The organism is Xanthomonas sp. 3793, from assembly GCF_024806835.1.
Lineage (GTDB): Bacteria > Pseudomonadota > Gammaproteobacteria > Xanthomonadales > Xanthomonadaceae > Xanthomonas > Xanthomonas arboricola_F.
In genome coordinates, this window is record NZ_JANTYU010000003.1 from 490,663 (window position 1) to 511,524 (window position 20,862).

At 62.6% G+C, this 20,862-nt stretch carries 18 protein-coding genes and 1 other RNA gene; 5 read left to right on the top strand and 14 right to left on the bottom strand.

Going from position 1 to position 20,862, the window contains the following annotated elements:
• Positions 1-25: 25 nt before the first annotated feature.
• Together FHY18_RS12445 and FHY18_RS12450 are read right to left on the bottom strand one after the other, a co-directional pair.
• Positions 26-880 carry an XVIPCD domain-containing protein gene (locus tag FHY18_RS12445; RefSeq protein WP_259155537.1) on the bottom strand — a complete coding sequence of 285 codons (855 nt, stop codon included), beginning with the start codon at positions 878-880 and terminating at the stop codon, positions 26-28.
• Positions 881-974: 94 nt separating this feature from the next.
• A complete protein-coding gene (locus tag FHY18_RS12450; protein WP_259155540.1) occupies positions 975-1,613 on the bottom strand; it encodes a hypothetical protein in 639 nt (212 codons plus the stop codon).
• A 173-nt stretch (positions 1,614-1,786) separates the two neighbouring features.
• Here FHY18_RS12450 and FHY18_RS12455 point away from each other — a divergent pair, with 173 nt between their 5' ends.
• Positions 1,787-2,497, top strand: a complete 711-nt coding sequence (locus FHY18_RS12455; protein WP_326521210.1) for a transposase — start codon at positions 1,787-1,789, stop codon at positions 2,495-2,497.
• A gap of 60 nt (positions 2,498-2,557) precedes the next feature.
• On the opposite strand, the gene FHY18_RS12460 is transcribed toward FHY18_RS12455, so the two are convergent.
• From FHY18_RS12460 to FHY18_RS12490, 7 genes are all read right to left on the bottom strand, one after another.
• Complete coding sequence (locus tag FHY18_RS12460) at positions 2,558-3,451, bottom strand: DUF4435 domain-containing protein (RefSeq protein WP_259155545.1); 894 nt, start codon at positions 3,449-3,451, stop codon at positions 2,558-2,560.
• Positions 3,438-4,748 carry an AAA family ATPase gene (locus FHY18_RS12465; protein WP_326521211.1) on the bottom strand — a complete coding sequence of 437 codons (1,311 nt, stop codon included), beginning with the start codon at positions 4,746-4,748 and terminating at the stop codon, positions 3,438-3,440. Before FHY18_RS12465 ends, FHY18_RS12460 begins: the two co-directional genes overlap by 14 nt.
• Positions 4,749-4,818: 70 nt before the next feature.
• On the bottom strand, positions 4,819-7,506 hold the full coding sequence (gene aceE, locus FHY18_RS12470) for a pyruvate dehydrogenase (acetyl-transferring), homodimeric type (RefSeq protein WP_259155548.1): 2,688 nt from the start codon (positions 7,504-7,506) through the stop codon (positions 4,819-4,821).
• 334 nt (positions 7,507-7,840) lie between these two features.
• On the bottom strand, positions 7,841-8,851 hold the full coding sequence (locus FHY18_RS12475; RefSeq protein ID WP_259155549.1) for an arabinogalactan endo-1,4-beta-galactosidase: 1,011 nt from the start codon (positions 8,849-8,851) through the stop codon (positions 7,841-7,843).
• Between the two features lie 762 nt (positions 8,852-9,613).
• Positions 9,614-9,689, bottom strand: a non-coding RNA gene (locus FHY18_RS12480) — sX9 sRNA.
• 85 nt (positions 9,690-9,774) lie between these two features.
• Positions 9,775-11,100: an XVIPCD domain-containing protein gene (locus FHY18_RS12485; protein ID WP_259155550.1), complete on the bottom strand. Its 1,326-nt coding sequence runs from the start codon at positions 11,098-11,100 to the stop codon at positions 9,775-9,777.
• A complete protein-coding gene (locus FHY18_RS12490) occupies positions 11,097-11,696 on the bottom strand; it encodes a hypothetical protein (RefSeq protein ID WP_259155552.1) in 600 nt (199 codons plus the stop codon). The genes FHY18_RS12485 and FHY18_RS12490 overlap by 4 nt, the downstream gene beginning before the upstream one ends.
• A 303-nt stretch (positions 11,697-11,999) precedes the next feature.
• Between FHY18_RS12490 and FHY18_RS12495 the strand changes: the two genes are divergently transcribed.
• From FHY18_RS12495 to FHY18_RS12510, 4 genes are all read left to right on the top strand, one after another.
• On the top strand, positions 12,000-13,952 hold the full coding sequence (locus tag FHY18_RS12495; protein ID WP_259155978.1) for a SpoIIE family protein phosphatase: 1,953 nt from the start codon (positions 12,000-12,002) through the stop codon (positions 13,950-13,952).
• On the top strand, positions 13,949-14,380 hold the full coding sequence (locus tag FHY18_RS12500; RefSeq protein ID WP_259155565.1) for an ATP-binding protein: 432 nt from the start codon (positions 13,949-13,951) through the stop codon (positions 14,378-14,380). The genes FHY18_RS12495 and FHY18_RS12500 overlap by 4 nt, the downstream gene beginning before the upstream one ends.
• Positions 14,377-14,796 (top strand): STAS domain-containing protein, encoded by a 420-nt coding sequence (locus FHY18_RS12505; RefSeq protein WP_259155577.1) that lies wholly within the window; start codon positions 14,377-14,379, stop codon positions 14,794-14,796. The genes FHY18_RS12500 and FHY18_RS12505 overlap by 4 nt, the downstream gene beginning before the upstream one ends.
• 94 nt (positions 14,797-14,890) lie before the next feature.
• The gene (locus tag FHY18_RS12510) at positions 14,891-15,514 is read left to right on the top strand and encodes an HAD hydrolase-like protein (RefSeq protein ID WP_259155584.1); all 624 of its coding nucleotides are present in this window, start codon (positions 14,891-14,893) and stop codon (positions 15,512-15,514) included.
• Positions 15,515-16,017: 503 nt separating this feature from the next.
• Here FHY18_RS12510 and FHY18_RS12515 read toward each other — a convergent pair.
• From FHY18_RS12515 to mdcG, 5 genes are all read right to left on the bottom strand, one after another.
• Positions 16,018-16,737, bottom strand: a complete 720-nt coding sequence (locus tag FHY18_RS12515) for a GntR family transcriptional regulator (RefSeq protein WP_046963514.1) — start codon at positions 16,735-16,737, stop codon at positions 16,018-16,020.
• Between the two features lie 79 nt (positions 16,738-16,816).
• Positions 16,817-18,172 carry an SLC13 family permease gene (locus tag FHY18_RS12520; protein WP_259155591.1) on the bottom strand — a complete coding sequence of 452 codons (1,356 nt, stop codon included), beginning with the start codon at positions 18,170-18,172 and terminating at the stop codon, positions 16,817-16,819.
• A gap of 87 nt (positions 18,173-18,259) precedes the next feature.
• Positions 18,260-19,180, bottom strand: a complete 921-nt coding sequence (gene mdcH / locus FHY18_RS12525) for a malonate decarboxylase subunit epsilon (RefSeq protein WP_259155599.1) — start codon at positions 19,178-19,180, stop codon at positions 18,260-18,262.
• A gap of 172 nt (positions 19,181-19,352) precedes the next feature.
• Positions 19,353-20,222: a triphosphoribosyl-dephospho-CoA synthase MdcB gene (gene mdcB, locus FHY18_RS12530; RefSeq protein WP_259155604.1), complete on the bottom strand. Its 870-nt coding sequence runs from the start codon at positions 20,220-20,222 to the stop codon at positions 19,353-19,355.
• Complete coding sequence (mdcG, locus tag FHY18_RS12535) at positions 20,219-20,860, bottom strand: malonate decarboxylase holo-[acyl-carrier-protein] synthase (RefSeq protein WP_259155605.1); 642 nt, start codon at positions 20,858-20,860, stop codon at positions 20,219-20,221. The genes mdcB and mdcG overlap by 4 nt, the downstream gene beginning before the upstream one ends.
• Positions 20,861-20,862 lie beyond the last annotated feature (2 nt).

Here is a 20,862-nt window from a genome sequence, read left to right on the forward strand (position 1 = left end):
TCTTTCCCAGCCAAACCAACGGCGATCAACCCATCTGCATCGGCGCCCGACTTTGCTCAAGTGCGGGTTCCTGCTGTGCTGCCAACGCACGTTCTTGTTGGGTGTTAGAGATTTGCTCAACCTTTGCAAATGACTGCTCGACAGGCGTTCTCGCTGCTTCTTCGGCTTTTATCGATGCTCTGAGGTGAGCAGGGGTATCCAACTCGCCTTGCACTACAAATAGGCGCTGGCCTGCTCCATCACCGGGAGTGTTTCCGAGGACCACGTGATCTACGCGGCTTAGTCCGCCCTCCTTCGCGGTTGCCAGCAAACTAACGGAAATCTTCTCGCTAGTGGCATCGTAGGCCCTGCCATGTTGCTGATCGATGCCTGCAACCTGTTCCCGAATCGTGTTGAGCATCTCACGATCCTTGTCTGGCAACTGCGCATCACTGATCACGCGCTGCAGGAGTGTCCGCTCCGGCATCGGGTTGTATTGCTCAGTGTTCAATTGGCTGTCGGGAACAGGAGCCTGAATACTACGGATGTACTCTACGTTGCTGAGCGGTTTCAGCCCACCTTCGAAATCCTTATCCTGTATGAACTTCAGGTCCGTACGATGCAGACCGGCGTAATTGACAGCGCCCCACGTGTAATCGATGCAACTGTTCATTGCGCCGTGATACTGCGTATTGAAGCCGTGTTCGCCGGGCTTTGCACCAAACTCCATCAATTTTTCGTATTGATCCTTGCTGATCTCCATCGTGCGTTGATAGAAAGGCTTCTGGTATTGATCGGCATCATCGTTGTAGACCTTTCCAGGCCCTGCCATCGCGCCGTGCTCGATGGGCGCAAACCCGAAGCTGGTTTGTTCCTTCCCGTGCGTGACTGTGTAGTACATGTGCCCTGCTGCCGATGTTCCACCGTCAAGAAGCGGTGTCCCCGGGCGCGGCAACGTAGAGAGTGACAGCGTATTTATCGTCCATGAGCTTTTCCTACTTTGATTTGTGCCGGTAAGCGACCAGCAACTCGGATTCGATCGATGTCAACTGCGGCGGCTGGCCAAGCAACCTGATGCTCAGCTGATACCTGCCAGGCTGAATTCCTTGCGCCCATGCGAAGGCAAGCTGCGTATAGCGACGCTCTGGAGATTCCAGACCCGCAGATTGAAGGGACGAGCCATCCACCTCGTCCAGCCACACGCCTGGAACACGCCCGTCTGCACTCACGGCGACGATCCGAGCGGGAACGCCTGCCTGCGATTCAACGCGCACCAATGGGATGTTGACTGCGCCGCTTGGTTCAAGCCGTTTCAGAACAAGCTCAGCATGCAGGCCAGATCTGCGGAGCGCTTGAGCAGCTTCAAGTGACTTCAGAGCATCCGCGTCACCGACGCGGATACCCAGGAACAGTGTGCCAGTCGCGCTCTTGCCAGGAGTCTGCACGTTGAATTCGACCACCATCGGACTTGTCATCGCCGCCAACTGCAGCGGTCGTACGATGGGAGCCTGCCCATCAGCCGCAACGCGCGTTGGCACGTCCTGCGTCTGGGTTGTCTGTGCCTGGCAACCTGTCAGCAGCGAGATGACTGAGCAGACCAGAACACACAGCAGAAGCTGCCCGTATCGTTGCATGTGTATCCCTTCACTTTAAGCAAGACCAGCGAGCCGCGCGTCTATGGCTCTGCTTATTTATACACAGCTGGCAGCGGCAAGGTCACTTCCTACGCAAACTTCAGGCTGCGGCCTCACCCCTTGGGAGGGAGTCCTCGCTGTCAGAACCAATACCTTGCTGCGAGTCTTGCCAGGTGGCCAGACTTCCGCGTATCGACCTTGCCGGCATCCCGCAGCACATCGTGCAGCGTGGGAACAACCGCTTGCCGTGCTTTCTGGATGATGGCGACCGATTGCGCTACCTGCACCTGCTGCATGAGGCCCTGCGCGCCACAGGCTGTCAGCTGCATGCTTATGTATTGATGGACAATCATGTGCACTTGCTAATCACCCCACCTGCAGCGGGACGGATCGGGCAACTGATGCAACGGCCTGGGCGTAACTACGTCGCGCTGTTCAATGGCCGCCACGGGCGCACCGGTACGCTATGGGAGGGACGCTACAAGGCCTGCCTCGTGGACAGTACTGACTACGTGCTTCGCTGCTATCGCCACATCGACCTCAGCCCAGTGCGCGCTAGTCTGACCGACGATCCGGCGTCTTATCGCTGGTCAAGCTGTCCGGCCAATCTAGGCCAGCGCGGGCACTCCGCACTGACGCCACACCCCTGCTGGCTTGCGCTTGGCAACGACCCGACTGAGCGATCCAACGCTTACCGCGCCCTGCTCGATGAAGCTTACCCGACGAACTGCTCGCCAGCATCCGCCTTCATCTGCAGCAGCAGCGAGCCCTGGGCCATGACGCCTTCCGTGCGATGGTCGAAGCCAAGACCCGCCGCTTTGCGGGCGTCAGATCCGCGCATCGGCCACGCAAGCCGAGCACCATCGATTGATAAGTTAACCTGACCCCGTTATTCCCGTTATTCGATTGATAAGTGAACCTGACCCGCGATTATTCGGGTGACCCTAAGCCGCTCTAACACGGGACGCCATATCCCCTTCAGCAAGGTAAGCTCTAATGCTTGCAGTAAAGGATTCGAAAGCTCCAAGATCGCAGGCACCAGCGCATCGATAAACTAGAGAGTATCCCCTCATATTGCTTGCAAGACCTTGCGACTTGATATGAAAATACATTAATGCAAATAGATATTTTCCATTCACGTACCTCAAAGACTGCTCTGGAAACGCATTAGCCATTAAATTTTCAAAATCGACGACTTCATTCAAAACTCCCTTTAGAATAAGCTCGAGCTTCACGGATTCCACATAGGCATGCACCGCGTCAATGTCAAAGACGTGTCTTTCACCTCTATACACGTAATTATCTACGGGCGTCTTAGTGTTTGGAATACCTAAATCGAACCTCTGCACTAAAAGGAAAGCACGATGCAGCCTATCCAAGTGGTCGAACCACACGGAAACTGTGTGATTAAAATTCAGAGTTCTCTGCAGATCCGCTTTTCTGGACTTAGGAAATTCCTGCACGCATACCTCAAGCACTCCACACTCATTAAATAACATGTTCTCCACAGAGAATTGGTCAAAGTAAAAAATGCCATCGCCCAAACGAATCCTCCCTAGCAAGTCATCAAAATCTCTATCAAGAATGTAAATGCGCCTTATTCCTTGAACGCGCTCATACCCTGCTGATGCGTGCGCTAAGACTGCTTTTTTACCACCTTGTGGAAAAACTTCCAATCTATCCAATTCTGGGAAACATCTTCGCAACAACAACTCGTATAAGTTTTCCTGATCAGCATCTTCTACGAAAAAATGGACGCTATCTTGTCCCATAAAAAAGACATCACGAGACATCAGCGCATCTTCACCGTAGGTAGGTATTGCGTCATCCATGTCCATGAGCTTTATCCAATATTACGCATGAAGCGCGATACTTAGAAACTATTTCTGGCGAGTGAGTTGCCATAATGACTTGAGTCCCTTTTGGGGACTGCTTTAACACTACCTCCACGAAACTGCGTTGCCACCTAGGGTGTAGCGAAAGCTCAGGTTCATCAACAATGAAAACTCGATTTCTTCTGGATATAAAAGCCAAAAAAGTCACGAGTATCAAAAGTTGACGCTCACCAGAGGACATTCTATCTAAAGCCAAATATGCTCCGGACGGCTCGCCATTCATGCCTATGAATTGAAAGCCAAGCGTGCCGTCACCCTCATTGAACCCAATTGACTTTCCACTTTCACGGAAAAAATTATTCAATGAGTTCAGATAGGAACCGATTTGTTCATAATCGGTAACTGAAGCTTCTTCGTACAACCTAAATGCTTCTGCCAACTCAAATATCTGTTGATATTGAGCAGAGAATAATTTTCTTGCATTCTCGTCGGTCATGCCATACCGCACCATATCACGCGCCTCATCGAAGTACGCATTGATGCTATCGGAACCCTTCTCATCGATTTCAACCGAAGCATATAGCAAGGAAGTAACCTTACTCTTAAGCATCTCTAACTCATCTAACGTAACTACCGACAATCGTGGATCTCGCATTCTTATGAATGGACTCCTGAAAGCAGAGAGTATAATTCTTGACTTCAGTGATTCTGTGTGAGATCGCACACGATTAGTGTAAATAGCATATTTATGTCGAGTAACACTAGCAACCTTGGCAAGTGGCGATTTAGCGCCTCTAACACGCCCTCTCCCCGGCTCGTAGAAGGTTTCGTGCTCTGATTCTGCGGATATAGTGCGATCCAAAGTCACTGTTAGAGGTTTTGAAAGTGACTTTAAGAAATCCCATACTTGGCGCTCATGAGACTCTGGAGTTAAGCCTCTATATTCTTCAAGCGCCTCCAGCATATCCTCTTCATTTTTTATTGTGGCTAACGGACGAGTAATCTTCACCTTGATTGGATCACCGCCAAGCCCTTCAATTGAAATCGTTAATTCCGAAATATTTTTATGGGCATAAATTATATACTGCTTAATTCCAATTTCAATAAAAAGCTTCATGGATTGAAATTGAGTGCATGCTAAGCGCGCAAGATTTGGCCTCGTCAGCCAATCAATGCAATTTAGTATACTTGTCTTGCCACTACCATTAATACCTACAAGAAGGTTTAAATCTGAATTAAAGTCAACGTTTTTAGTGTATGTCCCATACAGCCTCGTTATTTCAATTCGATTGATCCTCACGAACCATCCCCTCTTTAGGCAAAAAAAGAGCGGATCCTAGGATCCGCTCTACGGCTAACTCAACTAAGCATCAAACCCCAACAGGATTCGCCTTCTCAGGATCAATCTTGTACTGCTTGATCGCCCGGGCCACATCCTTACCCGTCATCTTGCCATCCTTCGCCAGCGCGGCAATCGCCGCGTGTGCGATGTAGTAACGGTCGACCTCGAAGAAGCGGCGCAGGTTGGCACGCGTGTCCGAGCGACCGAACCCATCCGTGCCGAGCACGGTGTAGGTCATCGGGACGAATGCGCGGATCTGGTCGGCGAAGGCGCGCACGTAGTCGGTTGCGGCAATCGCCGGGCCCTGGCGGCCTTCCAGCAGCTGGGTGACGTAGGGCTTGCGCTGTTCGGCCTCCGGGTGCAGGCGGTTCCAGCGTTCTACGTCGAAGCCGTCGCGGCGCACTTCGTTGAGGCTGGGACAGGACCAGATGTCGGCGGTGACGCCGAAGTCCTTGTCCAACAGCTCGGCCGCGGCAATGGCCTCGCGCAGGATGGTGCCGCTGCCCAGCAGCTGCACGCGCAGCTCGCCCTTCTTGGGCTTGCCGGCGTCCTTGAGCAGGTACATGCCCTTGATGATGCCCTCGGCTGCGCCGTCCGGCATGCCGGGGTGGGCGTAGTTCTCGTTCATCAGGGTGATGTAGTAGTACTCGTCGATCTGGTCTTCCATCATCGCCTTCATGCCGTGCTGCATGATGACGGTGACTTCGAAGCCGAAGGTCGGGTCGTAGCTACGCACATTCGGGATGGAGCCGGCGATGACCTGGCTGAAGCCGTCTTCGTGCTGCAGGCCTTCGCCATTGAGCGTGGTGCGGCCGGCGGTGCCGCCGAGCAGGAAGCCACGCGTGCGCATGTCCGCCGCCTGCCAGGCGATGTCGCCCACGCGCTGGAAGCCGAACATGGAGTAGTAGATGTAGAACGGCAGCATCGGCACGTCGGACACCGAGTAGCTGGTGCCGGCGGCCATCCACGAGGCGATGGCGCCCGGCTCGCTGATGCCCTGCTGCAGCACCTGGCCGGTCTGGTCTTCGCGGTAGTACATCAGCTGGTCGGCATCGACCGGCTTGTACTTCTGGCCGAACGGGGCATAGATGCCGATCTGGCGGAACATGCCTTCCATACCGAACGTGCGCGCCTCATCGGCCACGATCGGCACGATGCGCGGGCCCAGTTCCTTGTCGCGCAGGGCGATGTTGAGGCTCTGCACGAAGGACATGGTGGTGGAATAGCTGCGCTCGCCGCTGTCCTTGAGCAGGCGCTCGAACTTGTCGAGCGTGGGCGCGACGAACGACTTGCTGGCCTTGGGACGGCGCTGCGGCAGGAAGCCGCCGAGCACGTTGCGGCGCTCCTTGAGGTACTGCACTTCCGGGGAATCTTCGCCCGGGTGGTAGAACGGCACCTGGCCGTCTTCCAGCTGGGCGTCGGTCACCGGGATGTTGAAACGGTCGCGGAAGTGCTTGACCGCCGCGTCGTCCAGCTTCTTGGTCTGGTGGGTGGGGTTGAGCGCCTCGCCGGCCGAACCCATGCCGTAGCCCTTGACCGTCTTGGCCAGGATCACGGTGGGCATGCCCTTGGTGTTCACGGCCTGGTGGTAGGCGGCGTACACCTTGTGCGGGTCGTGGCCGCCACGGTTCAGGCGCCAGATGTCGTCGTCGGACAGGCCGGCCACCATGGCCGCGGTCTCCGGATACTTGCCGAAGAAATTCTCGCGGGTGTAGGCGCCGCCGAAGGCCTTGCAGTTCTGGTACTCGCCGTCGACGGTTTCCATCATCAGCTTGGTCAGCACACCGTTGGTGTCCTTGGCCAGCAGGGCGTCCCAGTAGCCGCCCCAGAGCAGCTTGATGACGTTCCAGCCGCCGCCACGGAACACGCCTTCCAGTTCCTGGATGATCTTGCCGTTGCCGCGCACCGGGCCGTCCAGGCGCTGCAGGTTGCAGTTGACCACGAAGATCAGGTTGTCCAGGCCTTCGCGGCCGGCCAGGGCGATGGCGCCGAGGGTTTCCGGCTCATCCGACTCGCCGTCGCCGATGAAGCACCACACCTTGCGGTCGGACTTCTCGATCAGGCCGCGGTTTTCCAGGTAGCGCATGAACTGCGCCTGGTAGATGGCGGCCAGCGGGCCCAGGCCCATCGACACGGTGGGGGTCTGCCAGAACTCGGGCATCAGCCACGGGTGCGGGTAGGAGGAGATGCCCTGGCCGTCCACTTCCATGCGGAAGTTGTCCAGCTGGTCCTGGCTGATGCGGCCTTCCAGAAAGGCGCGGGCGTAGATGCCCGGGGCGCTATGGCCCTGGACGAACAGCAGATCGCCCGGGTGCTGGTCGCTGGGCGCGCGCCAGAAGTGGTTGAAGCCCACGTCGTACAGCGTGGCGCTGGAGGCGAACGAGGCGATGTGGCCGCCCAGGTCGCCCGGCTTGCGGTTGGCCCGCACGACGGTGGCCATGGCGTTCCAGCGGATGATCGAGCGGATCTTCCACTCCAGCGCAGAGTCGCCGGGGTTCTTGGCCTCGTTGGCCGGTGCGATGGTGTTGACGTACTCGGTGGTGGGCGAGAACGGCAGGTAAGCGCCGGCGCGGCGGGTCTGTTCGACCATGCCTTCCAGCAGCTGATGGGCGCGCTCAGGGCCTTCGACGTCGATGACGGCCTTGATCGATTCGAGCCACTCCTGCGTCTCGAGCGGGTTCGGATCGTTGTGCAGCACTTCGTTCAACCAGTTCATTAGCGCTCCCGGGGGGACACACCCCGCGGGTGTGTCGACATCGTGAATTCGTGAACCCCCAAGTGTACCGCACGCACCTGTTGCCATTCCTCGCTACGGGGGCGTATGGAATGGGACGGTGTTGTGCGATGGGTGGGGTCTCGGTGCCGACTGGAGCGAGGATCCGGCGCAGCGGGCGCTGCCGGTGTACGACCAAAGGATGAGGGGCGGTGGCGGGTGGTTGCCAGCCAGACCCGGCACGGAACGGACCAACGTAGGAGCGCACCTGGGCGCGACGGGCATTCCCGGTAACGCCTGTCGCGCCCGGGTGCGCTCCTACGGGGTGGCGGGTTGGTCAGAACGCCTGTAGGGCTTCGGTCAGCTGGCCGTTGTTGTTGACTGCGCCCAAGGTGTAGCCCTGCCAGCCCGGGTAGGCGTTGGGTTCCCAATAGAACACGCCGAGCACGCGCGAGCCGATGGCGTTGCTGCGGCTGAGCAGGTTGGTGAGCATGGCGCGGGTGGTGGCGGCCTGCTGCCAGTCCATGCCGACCTCGGCCACGATCACGTCGCTGCCGTAGCGGCTGATCATGTCGCGCATGTTGGTGTCCAGCTGCCCGTTGGTTTGCTGCCAGCTGCTGGCCTTTGGGTAATGCGACATGCCGATGACGTCCCACTTGCCGCCGGCCGAGCGCAGGCTGTCGAAGAACCAGCGGAAGTTGGCGTTGTCGTAGCCGTTGGCCAGATGCACGATGACCTTGGCATTGGGGTACACCGCCTTGGTGGCGTTGTAGCCGCTGTTGATGAACTGCGCCACGTTGGCGAAGTTCACCGGCTGCGTGCACTTGTCGCAGAACATGCCGGCATTGATCTCGTTGCCCACCTGCACCCAGCTGACGGTGATGCCGTTGTCCTTGAGGTACTTGAGGATGCCCTGGGTATGGCTGTACACGTCGGTATTGAGCTGGGCAACGGAGTGGCCGGCCCAGGCCGCCGGACGGTGCTGATCGTCAGGGTCTGCCCAGGTATCGCTGTAATGGAAGTCGATCATGATGCGCATGCCCTGGGCGGCGGCGCGCTTGGCCTTGTCGAGCGTGTCGCGGCCGTCGTTCCAGCCGCCAGGCGGGTTCACCCAAACGCGCAGGCGGACGGCGTTGCCACCCACGTCCTTGAACAGCTTGATGAAGTCGGTGGTCTTGCCTGCCGCATCGCGAAACACCTGCGGCGGGTTGGCTGCAGCCTGCTGGTTGAGCCAGCTGACATCGGCGCCCTTGGCGATGCCTTGCGCGCCGGCACCGGCACTGACAAGCCCCAGCAACAGCACCAGCACCAGCAGCAAACGGCTGTACCCGGTACGAAAAATGCGCATGAAACCCTCTCCCTTGATCGATGGATGTCGCGCCAGGTGGCGCCCTGCCTGATCCCCCCGGACCCGCCGCGCGGTGGAGCGATGCGGGCGATGCGCGCGACGGCCAGGCACGCCGCGAAACGGGGGCGATTCCAGCACGGCAGCGCAATGCGGTCGCGCTCGCTATAGCTGTTGCGCGATTGCGGCATAGTTCGCGGCCGCAAAACGCTTGCGCCAGCGGACTGGCGCTATTTTCGCCAACGCATTGTTGTGCGGGTGCAACAGAAAACCGGCGCGGTAGTGCGCAGCGGGTCTGTGACTGGCGATCCGTCGCTGTGGCGACCGGCATGGTCGATTGTTGGCGACAGCACCAGCATCCGGGCTTGCTGCGATGCCATGCGGCAACACGCTGCAGGCTTCCCGGCACCGCGTTGCGTTGCTGCCAGCACACACCACTGCCGCACGCTCGCCGCGTGCATCGGCTGCGGCTCATGGCTGACTCTGGAATGGCGCCCCCTGGCTCGATGACCGTCAGCGGCGCCACGCGGCAAGATGGGCGATGTCAGCTCGGCAACAGCAGCCTGACGAGGGAAAGCGACGCGCGTTTTTGACGCCCTGCCCGCTTGGTGCGCTCGACAAGCTTGCGCCCGTAGATGGGTAGCGACCGAACGAAAAACGCCGGACACGCCGGCATTTTTCCTGTGCATCAGTCGATGGCGCAGTTGGCAGATCGAAGCGTCGTCGCATCAGGCCTGCGGGGCGGGCGCATTCACCATCAAAAATTACCAACAGCACGTCGCGAAAGGCCATCCGGTGGTGCGGACGGCGCGCCCAGAACCGCGGTGCACGCGTGATCCATGCCGATGCCGGGCAGCAGCGGCGTCCGCCTGACAGCTGCACAGCCGATTTTTAGGCTGCGCAACGCCACGCCGGCATGCGCGCACTCAACCCAGCGCGCGTGCGCCCTGCTGTTGTTGCTGGGTCTGCGCCTGCTGCTGTTCCAACGCCACCGACTGACGTGCGGCGTTGTCGGCCACCCGCTGGCTGCTCTGCTCGAGCGGCGTGTTCATGGCGCTCATGGTGTCGACGCTGACACGCAGCTGCGCCGGATCATCCACGCGGCCCTGCACCGCGAAGGTCCGTGCGGCATCCGGGCTCATCATCACCGCGTCGATGCGCTGGCCACCGGCCGCGTGCATCTCCGAGGCCAGCGAGCCGGACAACTGCGTACTCTGGTGATCGGGGCTGCGCCCGGCACGCGCATCCTGCGCATGCACGCCACGTTGCGCATCCTGGAACAAGGGGTTGCCAACGTGCCCAGGTTGATCGATGCGCAACGAGGTGTGGTCATTGCCATGCTCGCGCGCGTCGCGCTTGGCCGGCTCGCCAGGAGCGAGCGGGCCGCGGATGGCGTCGATGGCATCCTGGCCCAGCCCCTTCGGCCCGCGGCTCAACAAGGTAATCCCGGTCCGGATTTCGTCCAGGTCGGATCGGTACTCGTCGATCATTCTCTTGTTCTGATCCGCGAGCTGACGCGCTTGCGGGTCATTGAGCGGAGATCGCTCGTCCAAGAAGTTCTTGATGGTATGCGAACCCAGCGAACTGACAGCAGAGGCCACAGGTGAATCGGGAATCAGGAAGTTCACTCTGCTGTTGCTGTAGCCCAGGGCGCTGAGCGTTGCGATCTCGTTGGGCCTGGCATAAACGCGCACTTCTCCATAATGCGGAGAGGCTGCGCTCACAGGATCGGCGGCCATCACATGGTTGACGACGCTAGTACCGCCTTCCGGGATGCGATACGCCAGGCTCGCTGCGCCGTAGGCGTTGAAGGTTTCCCCTTTCAGATCGAAGTGGTGCGCGCTTACCTGCGCAAGCGCTCCGCCTAGGGAGTGACCAGTCACGGTGACCTCGGGAGCGTGCCCGGTACGCTGTTCCTGCTTGGCTGCATAGCCAAGTGCACTTTTTGTCAGGGCTATCGCATCTTCCGCTTGTGGATTGATGCGCTCAAGCACCATGGAGCCATCTGCCTGCACCGCGTCACGAAGGATTTCCTCGGTGCCCCGGTGCGCGACGACGATATCTCCGCCGCTAACGCGCTGGTAGATCGTCCCCTGATAGCCCGTTTTTCGATTGTTGACGTGTTCCAGAATTTCGTAGCTCTCGCCGCCAACATCCACTCGCTCACGGTCGGCAGGGCCACGCTTACCGACCTTGTGATCAACGTAGCCCTCGTTTGAAAGAATGGCGTACTGCTGCGAGGTAGGCTTCACGGCGAAATCTCTTTGGCGACAAGCGTCAGTGAGAACAGTTGATCGCGCAGTTCCGGCTTGAAGTCCTGCGCCGATGGCAAGCCGTTGTCGGCATAGTCTTCGATCTCTTCCTTGGGATAACCGCCCTTCCAGAAGTACAGGGTGACCGGTTTGCCAGCAATGACATCCTTGGTCTCAATGAATGGCAAAAAAGCGGTTTCCTCCTTCTTTCCACTGGCCTTCAAAGCAACCCGCGTGCCGGTCATTTTCCAGTGGCATACCCCGCGGCCGTAATAATCTTCATCCAGCATGAGATCGAGGTGGATGACGCCTTGATATTGCTGCTCGGAGACTTTCTTCAGCACCACCGGCTCGCTGCTCGTGATGCGCTGTCCAACGCCTGTTTGCGGATGAATCTGGCCGCATTCGCTGTCGTTGCTGACATCGTACTGTGCATACCCATTCACTGCCGCAAACGGACCTGGCGCCTTATCCAAGGTGAGCGTCAGCGCGTAGGCCTTGCGCGGGCTGGGATTCAGCTTGGCAAGGCCGCGGCCACCGGCCTCCACGTCGGCTTCTGCGGTGGCCTCGGTTGCGGGGGAAAGGGTCTGGGTCATGCTGGTCTCCGGGGCGTTACAGGCCGTAAGCAATAGGGCCAGCAGGCTAGGTGTGAAAATCAGGCGCAAGGCCGGCCTCCATGGCGATAGGGGGCTCAGGCTAGTTCGCCCGAGCTGGTAGGGTCAATTTACGGGAGCTGAGGATGAGGCCGCCGTGAGCGGGCATCGGGCAGTTGTCGCCAGCGGGAAAACTGCGATGATCGGCGCTATTCGCCAGGGGAGCGTGTTATCGCCACGGTTCTCACATCGCCCGCCGACAGCGTGGCTGTCACCCCGCGCGTGCATTGGCGGCATAGCCTGCGCATGCGCGTACTGCTCGCCGCCACCGCGGTATTGGTGGTGTTGCTGAGCGTGCTGGGCACGGTGTTCTACCTGGGCGCGCGCGCGGAACTGGTGGAAGCGGCGCGCGTGGAGGTGGACGGCTTGACCGAGCAGACCGCGCGCAGCCTGGCGGCGATGCTGGATTCGGTGCAGGTGAGCGGGCGCACGCTGGCGGCCAGCAGCGGCGCGGTGGGGCTGCAGCCGTTCAACCTGCGCGCGTTGTTGCTGGCCACGCTCAGTGGCGACCCGGATATCGGGGCGGCGCGCCTGATCATCGAACCGCGAACGCAAAAAGTCGGCGATACCGGGTTTGTCTGGTACGTGCATCGCAACGGCACGCGCACCGTCGAAAAGTCGGTGGCGGAACTGGGCTACGACTATCGCGCGATGCCGTGGTACCTGCGCACCCAGCGCGAAGGCCGCGCGTGGTGGTCCGAGCCGTACCTCAACACCAATGGCGGCAACGAGCTGTACACCAGTTACAACCTGCCGCTGCGGCGGCCGGGCGATGCGCCGGATGCGCCGCCGGTGGGCATGGTAAGTGCGGATCTGCCGTTGCGGCATCTGCGCGAGATCATCGACCAGTTGCCGCGCGATATCGGTATCCGGCCGATGCTGTTGTCGCCGGAAGGCATGCTGGTGTTCAGCCCGGATCCGGCGCTGGATCTGCACACCACGCTCGATCGCTATGTGGCGCGTTCGCGGCCGGATCTAGCGCCGTTGCAGCGTGCGATGGCGGCCGGCCAGCCGATCTCGTTCTCGCACACTGCGCCCGACGGCGAGCGTTTTTTGACCCATAGCGCGGCAGTTGGGCACAGCGGCTGGACGTTTGTGCTGTCGGCCTCGGAAGGCTATGTGCTGTCTGGCCTGAACTGGCTGGCGGCATGGGTGGCTGCGGCGGCATTGGTGGGCGCGGGCGTGTGGTGGTGGCTGATGGTGCGGATCACGCGCAAGTTGACGCGGCCGATCGAGGAATTGACCGACACCGCCGAGCACTTCCGGCGTGGCGAATTCGAGTACCCATTACGGCACATCGAGCGCAATGACGAAGTGGGCGTGATGGCGCGCGCCTTCGACAGCGCACGCGATGCGATCCGCCACCATATCGCCGAGATCGGCGAGATGACCGCCGCGCGCGAACGCATGCACAGCGAGCTGCAGATTGCGCGCGAGATCCAGCAGGCGATGCTGCCCTCCGGGCGCACCTTCGACCGTGCGAGTTCGCATCTGGAAACCTGCGCCTGGCTGGAGCCGGCCAAGGCGGTGGGCGGCGACTTCTACCACTTCGTCGAAACCGAGCCGGGGCTGCTGTGGTTCGTGGTCGGCGATGTGTCCGACAAGGGCGTGCCGGCGGCGTTGTTCATGGCGCGCGCGGTCAGCGTGCTGGAAATCGCCGCGCGCCGGCACACGCGCCCGGACGGCATCCTGATCGCCGCCTCCACGCGACTGGCCGAGAACAACGACACCTGCATGTTCGCCACCGTGCTGTGCGGGCTGATCAATGTGGTGAGCGGCGACTACTGGCTGGCCAGCGCCGGGCACGAGCCGCCGTTGCTGATCGACATCGACGGCAAGGCATCTGCGCTGGCGCTGGAAACCGGCCCGCCACTGGGGATCGAACCGCAGGCATCGTTCCCGGTGCTGCAGGGCCGGATGACCGCTGGGCAGACCTTGTTGGGGTACACCGACGGGGTGACCGAGGCGATGGACGAGCACGGCGCCAGCTACGGGCTGGAGCGGCTGCTCGCCACGCTGCACCCGCGCCGTAGTGCCGCGGCGCAGTGCAAGGCAGTGATCGCCAACATCGCGCGCTTTACCGGCAACGCCGAGCCATACGACGACATCACCCTGCTGGCGATCCGGCTGCGTCAGGAGCATGCTGGACGGGCCGCAGAGACCGGCCGGGGCGTCCCCGGAAAGGCAACCAGCCCATGAAGTTCGATCTGGCCATTGCACCGTCGCTGGCCCAGCTGGCCGGCGCCAACGACGCGCTGGAAGACTCGCTCACCCGCGAGGGCCTGCACGCCGAACGTATCGGCCAGATCCGGCTGATCGTGGAAGAGCTGGGCTGCAATGCACTCACCCACGGGCAATGCACCGAACAGCCGCTGCGCCTGCAACTGCACCTGGACCCGCAGGCGCTGGTATTGGAAATGCACGACCCCGGCACTGCGTTCGACCCGTGCGCTGCGCCAATGCCCGATGTGACAAGCGAGCTCGACGATCGCCAGATCGGCGGTTTGGGCTTGTTTCTGGTGCATCAGTTCGCCGATCACATCGACTACCGCCGCGATGGTGCATACAACATCGTGCGCGTCACCCTGCTGCACCCGTACGCCCCTGTCCCCGAGGCTTTGTCATGACCACGCTCGCCATCCAGATCGACCCGCCGCAAGACACCCGCCAACGCGTCATCCTGACCGGGCGGTTGGACACCCACACCTACCAGGACCTGGACGCGGCGCTGTCGCCGCTGCTGGGCACCTTGATCACCACGCTGGTGCTGGACCTGTCCGCGCTGGAATACATTTCCAGCGCCGGCATCCGCTGCATCTTCAAGGCGCGCAAGGCGCTGGCCACACGTCAGGGCAAGGTGCTGGTGGCCAACCCGCAGCCGCAGATCCGCAAGGTGTTCGACATGGTCAAGGCGGTGCCGCTGAGCGATGTGTTCGCCTCCACCGAAGAGCTGGACGCCTACCTGGCCGCAATGCAGCGCAAGGTCATCGAACAAAGCGCGCACAGCGATGCGCCCATCGTGTCGCATTTCGCCGAAGCCTAGAGCCGCATCGCCTGCGCGCACACGTGGGGACGTGTGTGCGTGCGGCATGTGGGCGTGCTTGGTTAGGCTATGACGCCCTGCTCGCTGCGTCGCAATGCCTGCACTGATCATTTTCGATTTCGACGGCACCCTGGCCGATTCGCTCGGCTTCTTTTTGAGCACGCAGCGCGCACTGGCCGCGCGGCACGGCTTTCGCGCAGCGCAAGCGCATGAAGTGGACGCCGCGCGCCGGCTGACCACGCGCGCGCTGCTCAAACAATCGGGATTGCCCGCCTGGCGGGTGCCGCTGGTGGCGGCCGACTTCATCCGCCTGATGCGCTCTGCGCCACCGGCCGCGCTCTTTTCCGGCATTGCGCAAACCGTGAGCGCGCTGCACGCCGGCGGCACGCGCCTGGCGGTGGTGTCGTCCAACTCGGTGGACAACGTGCAACGCGCGCTGGGCGAGGAACTGGGCACGAAGTTCGCCGTCATCGAGGGCGGCGCGCATCTGCTGGGAAAACAGCGGGCGCTGCGACGCGTCTTGCGTGCGACCTCGCACACCCCGGCGCAGGCGGTCTACGTGGGCGACCAGGTCGCTGACTGGGAAGCGGCCCAGGTGGTGGGATTGCCGTTCGCCGCGGTGGCCTGGGGCTATGCGCATCCGGACGTGTTTGCGGGATTGGCGGGGACGCAGCTGATCGAGCGCGTGGAAGAGCTGCTGGCACTGGGGGTGCGCTAGCTGCGGCCACGCCTAGCCGCGCTTGGGGCACCTGCTTTTGACGACGGAGCCATAGGCAGGGTCTGCACTGAGCGACGGCCGGTCATTGGCACTGGCACCCCCTTCCTGGCCCGGCTCTGGCGCTCGCTGATGTTGGTGTTTGCGTAGTGAGCGGATGCTGTGTTCAGCGCTGTTGTTCTTGCTGTTGTTCAAGAGTCACCCGCCTGAAGGGTGCGGAAGCGTTTGACTTTGCCGTGGCTTAAGCGCTGTAGCTTTGGCGTTGTGGTTTAAGCGCTGACACTTGAACGCTGCGCTTGAAATTTCCGCAGGGCCAACAGGTGCATCTGTTGGAAATCCCTGGTACCCGCCCCCTCATCCGCCCTTCGGGCACCTTCTCCCGGAGGGAGAAGGAACTGCACTCAGCGAGTTTGGCGCCGTGCCGCGCGTGCTGCGCGTGGCACGGAGGGACACCCTTGAACACTGCGACGTGCGCCGCATGACCTTCCGAAACTACACGCGGATGTCTACACCCCGCCCGACCGCGGCAATGGCGCCGGCACGTTCAACATCCCGCCCGCCGCCACGTAGGCCGCCAGCGCCTGGCCCTGGCTCAACAGATGTCCGTGCATGGTGCGCTCGGCCCCTTCGGCATCGCCGCGTCGCACGCAGTCCATCAACTGCCGGTGCTCGGCCAGCGACTGCGCCATCCGCCCCGGCGTCAGCAACTGCCGGCCACGGTGCATCTTCAAGATGCGATGCAGATCGTGGGTGACCCGGATCAACCACGGATTGCCTGCGTACTGCTGCACGGTCTCGTGGATCAGATAGTTGTTGCGGTAATACTCGGCCAGATCGCCTGAAGCGGCAGCCGCCTCCATCGCCGCATGCAACTCTTCCAGGCGCTGCACACCGGCCGCATCCAGGCGCTTGACCGCGTCATGCGCGCAGCGGCCTTCCAGCATCGCCATCACCGGGAACAACTGATTGAGATCTTCCAGCGTCAGCCGCGTGACCCGGCTGCCGCGGCCTGCATCCAGTTGCACCAGGCCCTCGGCCGCGAGCAGCTTGAGACTTTCGCGCAGCGGCGTACGGCTGATGCCCAGTTCTTCGGCCAGTGCCGGCTCGTCGATCCATTCGCCCGGCGGCAGCGCATAGTCGTAGATCTTCTGGCGCAGGCGCTCGGCCACTTCCTCGTACAGCGGTACGCGCTTCTTGGCGTTGCGCGAATCAGGGGCGAGGGTCATGGCGGGCAGGTCGTCGGCAGCGGATCGGGGGCGCCCATTCTACGGGCGCGCCCGCCGACCCTGCCCACCGGCGGCAATCTCACAGCCAACCCGGCACCACGAACAGCAGCCACGCCGCCAGCGGCCCCAACAACACCACCAGCCCGCTGTAGACCAGAAACCGGCGGAACAGCCCGTCGCGCTCTTCCTTGGCCGCCGAAGCCACCACCAGCGCGCCATTGGTGGAAAACGGGCTGACATCGACGATGGTGGACGACACCGCAAGCGCGCAGATCACCCCGGCCGCACCCAGCTGGCCCTGCATCAGGAACGGCACGGCCAGCGGAATGGTGGCGCCGAGCACCGCCGCCGACGAGGCGAACGCGGACACGATGCCGCCCACGTAGCACACCAGCAACGCGCCCAACAAAGGCATGCCGATATGCGACACGCCGGTACCGATGTAGTCCACCGCGCCGGCCTTTTCCAGCACCGCCACATAGGTGACCACGCCGCTGATCAGCAGCACCGTGGACCAGCTGATGCCATCCACTGCGCCCTTCTGCGCATTCGGCGAGATCAATGCCAACGCCACGGCCACGGTGATCGACACCAGGCCGACGTTGAGGTTGTAGACCAGCGCCGCCACGCCCAGGCCCAGCAGGCCGACCAGCGTGATCACGCGATCGCGGGTGATGGACACCGCCTCCAGCGCCAGCGGGTCGGTGGACAAGGTGCCGCCGCCGGCCGCCACCAGCGCGCCGTGGCCTTCGATGGCAAAGCGACGCTGCGATGCCTGATCGCCACTGACCGGCACGTACTGCGCATCGGCCAGCGACACTTCCTGCCGCCGCATCAGCTTGAGCCCGCCGAAGGCGCAGAAGCAGATGATCGCCATCATCAGATTGAAACCCAGGCTGGTGAGAAACACCGCCATCTCGGTGACGTCCAGCCCGGCTTTTTCGACCACCTTGTTGGTGATGCCGCCGTACACGCTGATCGGCGAAAAGCCGCCGCCCTGCGCGCCATGGATCACCAGCAGGCCCATCATCAGCGGATTGATTCGGTACTGCTTGGCAAAGCGCAACGCCACCGGGCCGATGATGGCCACGGCCGCCGGCCCCAGTGCACCGAAGGCGGTGAGCAGGCCGGTGATGACGAACATCACCCACGGGATCGCCACGATGCGCCCGCGCACCGCGCGCACCGCCCAATGCACCAATAGATCGATCGTGCCGTTCTTCTGCGCGATGGCGAACAGATAGGTGATGCCGACCAGGGTCAGGAACAGGTCGCCGGGAAAGCCGGCCAGCACTTCCTTGCCATCCAGCCCCACCCACACGCCACCGACGATGAACGCCAGCGCGAAGGCCACCGCACCCATGTTGATGGGCAATGCGGTGGCCACGATGAACATGAGTACCAAGCCAAGAATCGTTGCAATTTGCGGGGTCATGCGCCCTCCCAGACACCTGATACGCGTACAGCACGGATGGCCACCCGCCACCCAAGGGTCACGCCGTGTACAACACCTGCCTGGTGGTCATGCCGCGCGTTCGCATGCGGCATTGACCCACTCCACAACGCCTTGGGTGCTATGGAAATCGTCGACCGACCGCGCTTGGCAGCCCGGCAGGATCTCGCGCGCCATGCGCGCCAGCGCGCTGCCGGGGCCGAGTTCGAGAAACACCCGCGCACCGCGTTCGGCGGCCTGCACCAGCACGTCGTGCCAGCGCACGGTCTGCGCGATCTGCGCGGCCAGGCTGTCGATCACCTGCGGCGACGTGGCGACGACGCGTGCATCGATGCCGGCCAGTACGCGCACCGTCGGCGCGCGAATCGCCGCCTTGGTCAACGCTGTGGCGAAGGCATCGGCCGCTGCGCGTAGCCATGGCGTATGCGCAGGCACGCTGACCGGCAGCACGCTGGCGCGTGCGCCGCGCGCCTGCGCCTCGTCGCCCAGCGCCCGCAAGGCGGCGCGCGGCCCACCGAGCACGGCGTGGTCGTCGCCGTTGATGATGGCCACTGCTGCACCATGCGTCTTGCATAGAGAATCCAGCGTGGGCAGCGACAGGCCGGTCACGGCCATCAACCCGGCATCGTCGGGGCTGGCCGCATCCATCGCGCGCGCGCGGGTGGCCGCGAGCTGCAGGCAGGTCTGGATATCGATGCTGCCGGCCACTGCGTGCGCAGCCAGCTCGCCGACGCTGTAACCCAGCACCAGCAGCGGTGTCGGCAGATGCGCGCGCAGCACCTGCCACTGGGCCAGGGTGCCTGCGCATACCAGCGGCTGGGCGACGGCATTGACGTAGCGGCCAGGGTCTGCGGCAAGGGTTTGCGGCGCGCCGCCAAGCACCTGACCTGCTGCAGCGAACACCGCGGCGGCGGCGGGCGCATCGGCAATCCGCGCGAACATGTCGGCGTGCTGGCCACCCTGGCCCGGGCAGAGGATGGCCAGGGTCATGCTGTGCGCCACCTGCATGCTGTCACACGACCGCGATGGCGACGCGCACGTGCGCTGCCGGCAATGTTGCCCGGCGCGTGGTGCAAGCAAGCGGCGGCGTCTGTGCGGCATGACGCAACGGCGTGCTGCATGCACAAGCGCGCTTGTGCGCCGGCGAAGGGCAGGCGCCTGCTCATACCGTCTCCTGACGATGCAGGAACCACGCACACGCCAGCAGGTCCGCACTGCCGCCGGGGCTGAGACGACGCGCCACGAAGTGTCTGCCGATCGACGACAGCCGATCGCGCCAGCCCGGTTGCGCGACACCGCCGTCATCGAGAAAGCTGCGCGCCTGCGCCTTGGCATATGCCAGACCACCTGCGCCGCCACGATGCAGCAGATTGAGGTCGTCGACGTGCGCAACCAGCTGCATCAAGGTCTGCGCAAGCACAGCGTCCTGCGTGGCGCCGCTGTCCAGCGCGGCGCGCAGATGCGGCAGCGCGATCTCGCGCAGTAGCGGGTAGCCGGCCGCGGCCTGCTCGCGGACGCCGCCAACCTGGTACTGCGCACGCACGCGCTGGCCATTGCTGCGCGAATCCAGCGGCGCCGCGCGCAACGCCGCGCTCCACACCTGCACACCGTTGCAGACCGCCTCGGCAGATGGCCGGTGGCCGTGCGCCACGCGCAGGCGTGCGGCCTGTGCGGTAAGCAGGCCGAGGCTGAAGATCGCGCCGCGGTGGGTATTGATGCCGCCGGTGGCGCGCAGCATCGCCGCCTCGGCCGCGATGCCCAGATCGCGCAGGCGTGCGAAGGGAGCGTTGTCGCTGCCGGCCTGCGCGATGGCGACAAAATAGCCACGCAAGGCGAACAGGCTGCGCAGGAAGGTTGCGGCATCCATGTCGGCATGGCTGCCACTATCGAACGGCGTCACCAACCCGGGCTTTGGCGTGCAGGCCAGTTCCGCGTGCAGTGCGCCAACGGCAAGCCGGCCGAGCCGGTGCGCAAGGCCGCCCGGCGCGGCAGGCACGTCGACCCGGCGGATATCGCGAGCGTGTGCGCTCATGCCGCGCTCCTCAATTGAAACAACGCAGTCCGCGCCAACATGCGGCAGCCGTTGCCGGATTTCACCAGTACCTGCTGTGCATTGCCGGCGTACTCGCGCCAGTTCACTGCGATGTCGCCGGGAAGCAGCAACTCGCCATCGGCGCGCACGCCGTGGTGGTGTTCCCAGCGCTGCAACAACGCAACCACTGCCTGCGCCTGCCCGGGCGTCTCGATGGACCACAACAGATCCAGATCCGATTGCACATGCACATACGTCAAGCCCGTCAACGCCTGCCACGCAAAACTGCCAAAGACGCGCGGATGCAGTGCGTCAGCCTGCGCGTGCGCTTGCAACGCCTGCAACGCGGGCTGCAGCGCGCCGGGTGCGTGGGCGATCACCGCATCCAACGACAACGGTGGGCTGCAGCGTGCGATTTCCACGACGCTGGCCTGCAATGCCAGACGTTGCTTGCCCTCGGCGGGCGGCAACGGCACGCCCAGGCGCAGGCTGCCCGGCGCTTCGGTCCCGTCGCCACGGGCCACCACCGCCGGCAGGCCTGCGGCAAACCAGCGCTGCAAGCGCGGCTGCGCGCCAGGCGTGTGCGCCTGCCACTGCGCATCGTCGCGCAACCACACCAGGGCGTGGCGCGGCGCCATGC

Bases quoted from the DNA above. Each gene is read 5' to 3' on its own strand.
- FHY18_RS12450 (WP_259155540.1), bottom strand. From the start codon at position 1,613: ATGCAACGATACGGGCAGCTTCTGCTGTGTGTTCTGGTCTGCTCAGTC.
- mdcH (WP_259155599.1), bottom strand. From the start codon at position 19,180: ATGACCCTGGCCATCCTCTGCCCGGGCCAGGGTGGCCAGCACGCCGAC.
- FHY18_RS12495 (WP_259155978.1), top strand. From the start codon at position 12,000: ATGCGCGTACTGCTCGCCGCCACCGCGGTATTGGTGGTGTTGCTGAGC.
- FHY18_RS12475 (WP_259155549.1), bottom strand. From the start codon at position 8,851: ATGCGCATTTTTCGTACCGGGTACAGCCGTTTGCTGCTGGTGCTGGTG.
- FHY18_RS12505 (WP_259155577.1), top strand. From the start codon at position 14,377: ATGACCACGCTCGCCATCCAGATCGACCCGCCGCAAGACACCCGCCAA.
- mdcG (WP_259155605.1), bottom strand. From the start codon at position 20,860: ATGGCGCCGCGCCACGCCCTGGTGTGGTTGCGCGACGATGCGCAGTGG.
- aceE (WP_259155548.1), bottom strand. From the start codon at position 7,506: ATGAACTGGTTGAACGAAGTGCTGCACAACGATCCGAACCCGCTCGAG.
- FHY18_RS12500 (WP_259155565.1), top strand. From the start codon at position 13,949: ATGAAGTTCGATCTGGCCATTGCACCGTCGCTGGCCCAGCTGGCCGGC.
- FHY18_RS12515 (WP_046963514.1), bottom strand. From the start codon at position 16,737: ATGACCCTCGCCCCTGATTCGCGCAACGCCAAGAAGCGCGTACCGCTG.
- FHY18_RS12460 (WP_259155545.1), bottom strand. From the start codon at position 3,451: ATGGACATGGATGACGCAATACCTACCTACGGTGAAGATGCGCTGATG.
- mdcB (WP_259155604.1), bottom strand. From the start codon at position 20,222: ATGAGCGCACACGCTCGCGATATCCGCCGGGTCGACGTGCCTGCCGCG.
- FHY18_RS12445 (WP_259155537.1), bottom strand. From the start codon at position 880: ATGTACTACACAGTCACGCACGGGAAGGAACAAACCAGCTTCGGGTTT.
- FHY18_RS12520 (WP_259155591.1), bottom strand. From the start codon at position 18,172: ATGACCCCGCAAATTGCAACGATTCTTGGCTTGGTACTCATGTTCATC.
- FHY18_RS12510 (WP_259155584.1), top strand. From the start codon at position 14,891: ATGCCTGCACTGATCATTTTCGATTTCGACGGCACCCTGGCCGATTCG.
- FHY18_RS12490 (WP_259155552.1), bottom strand. From the start codon at position 11,696: ATGACCCAGACCCTTTCCCCCGCAACCGAGGCCACCGCAGAAGCCGAC.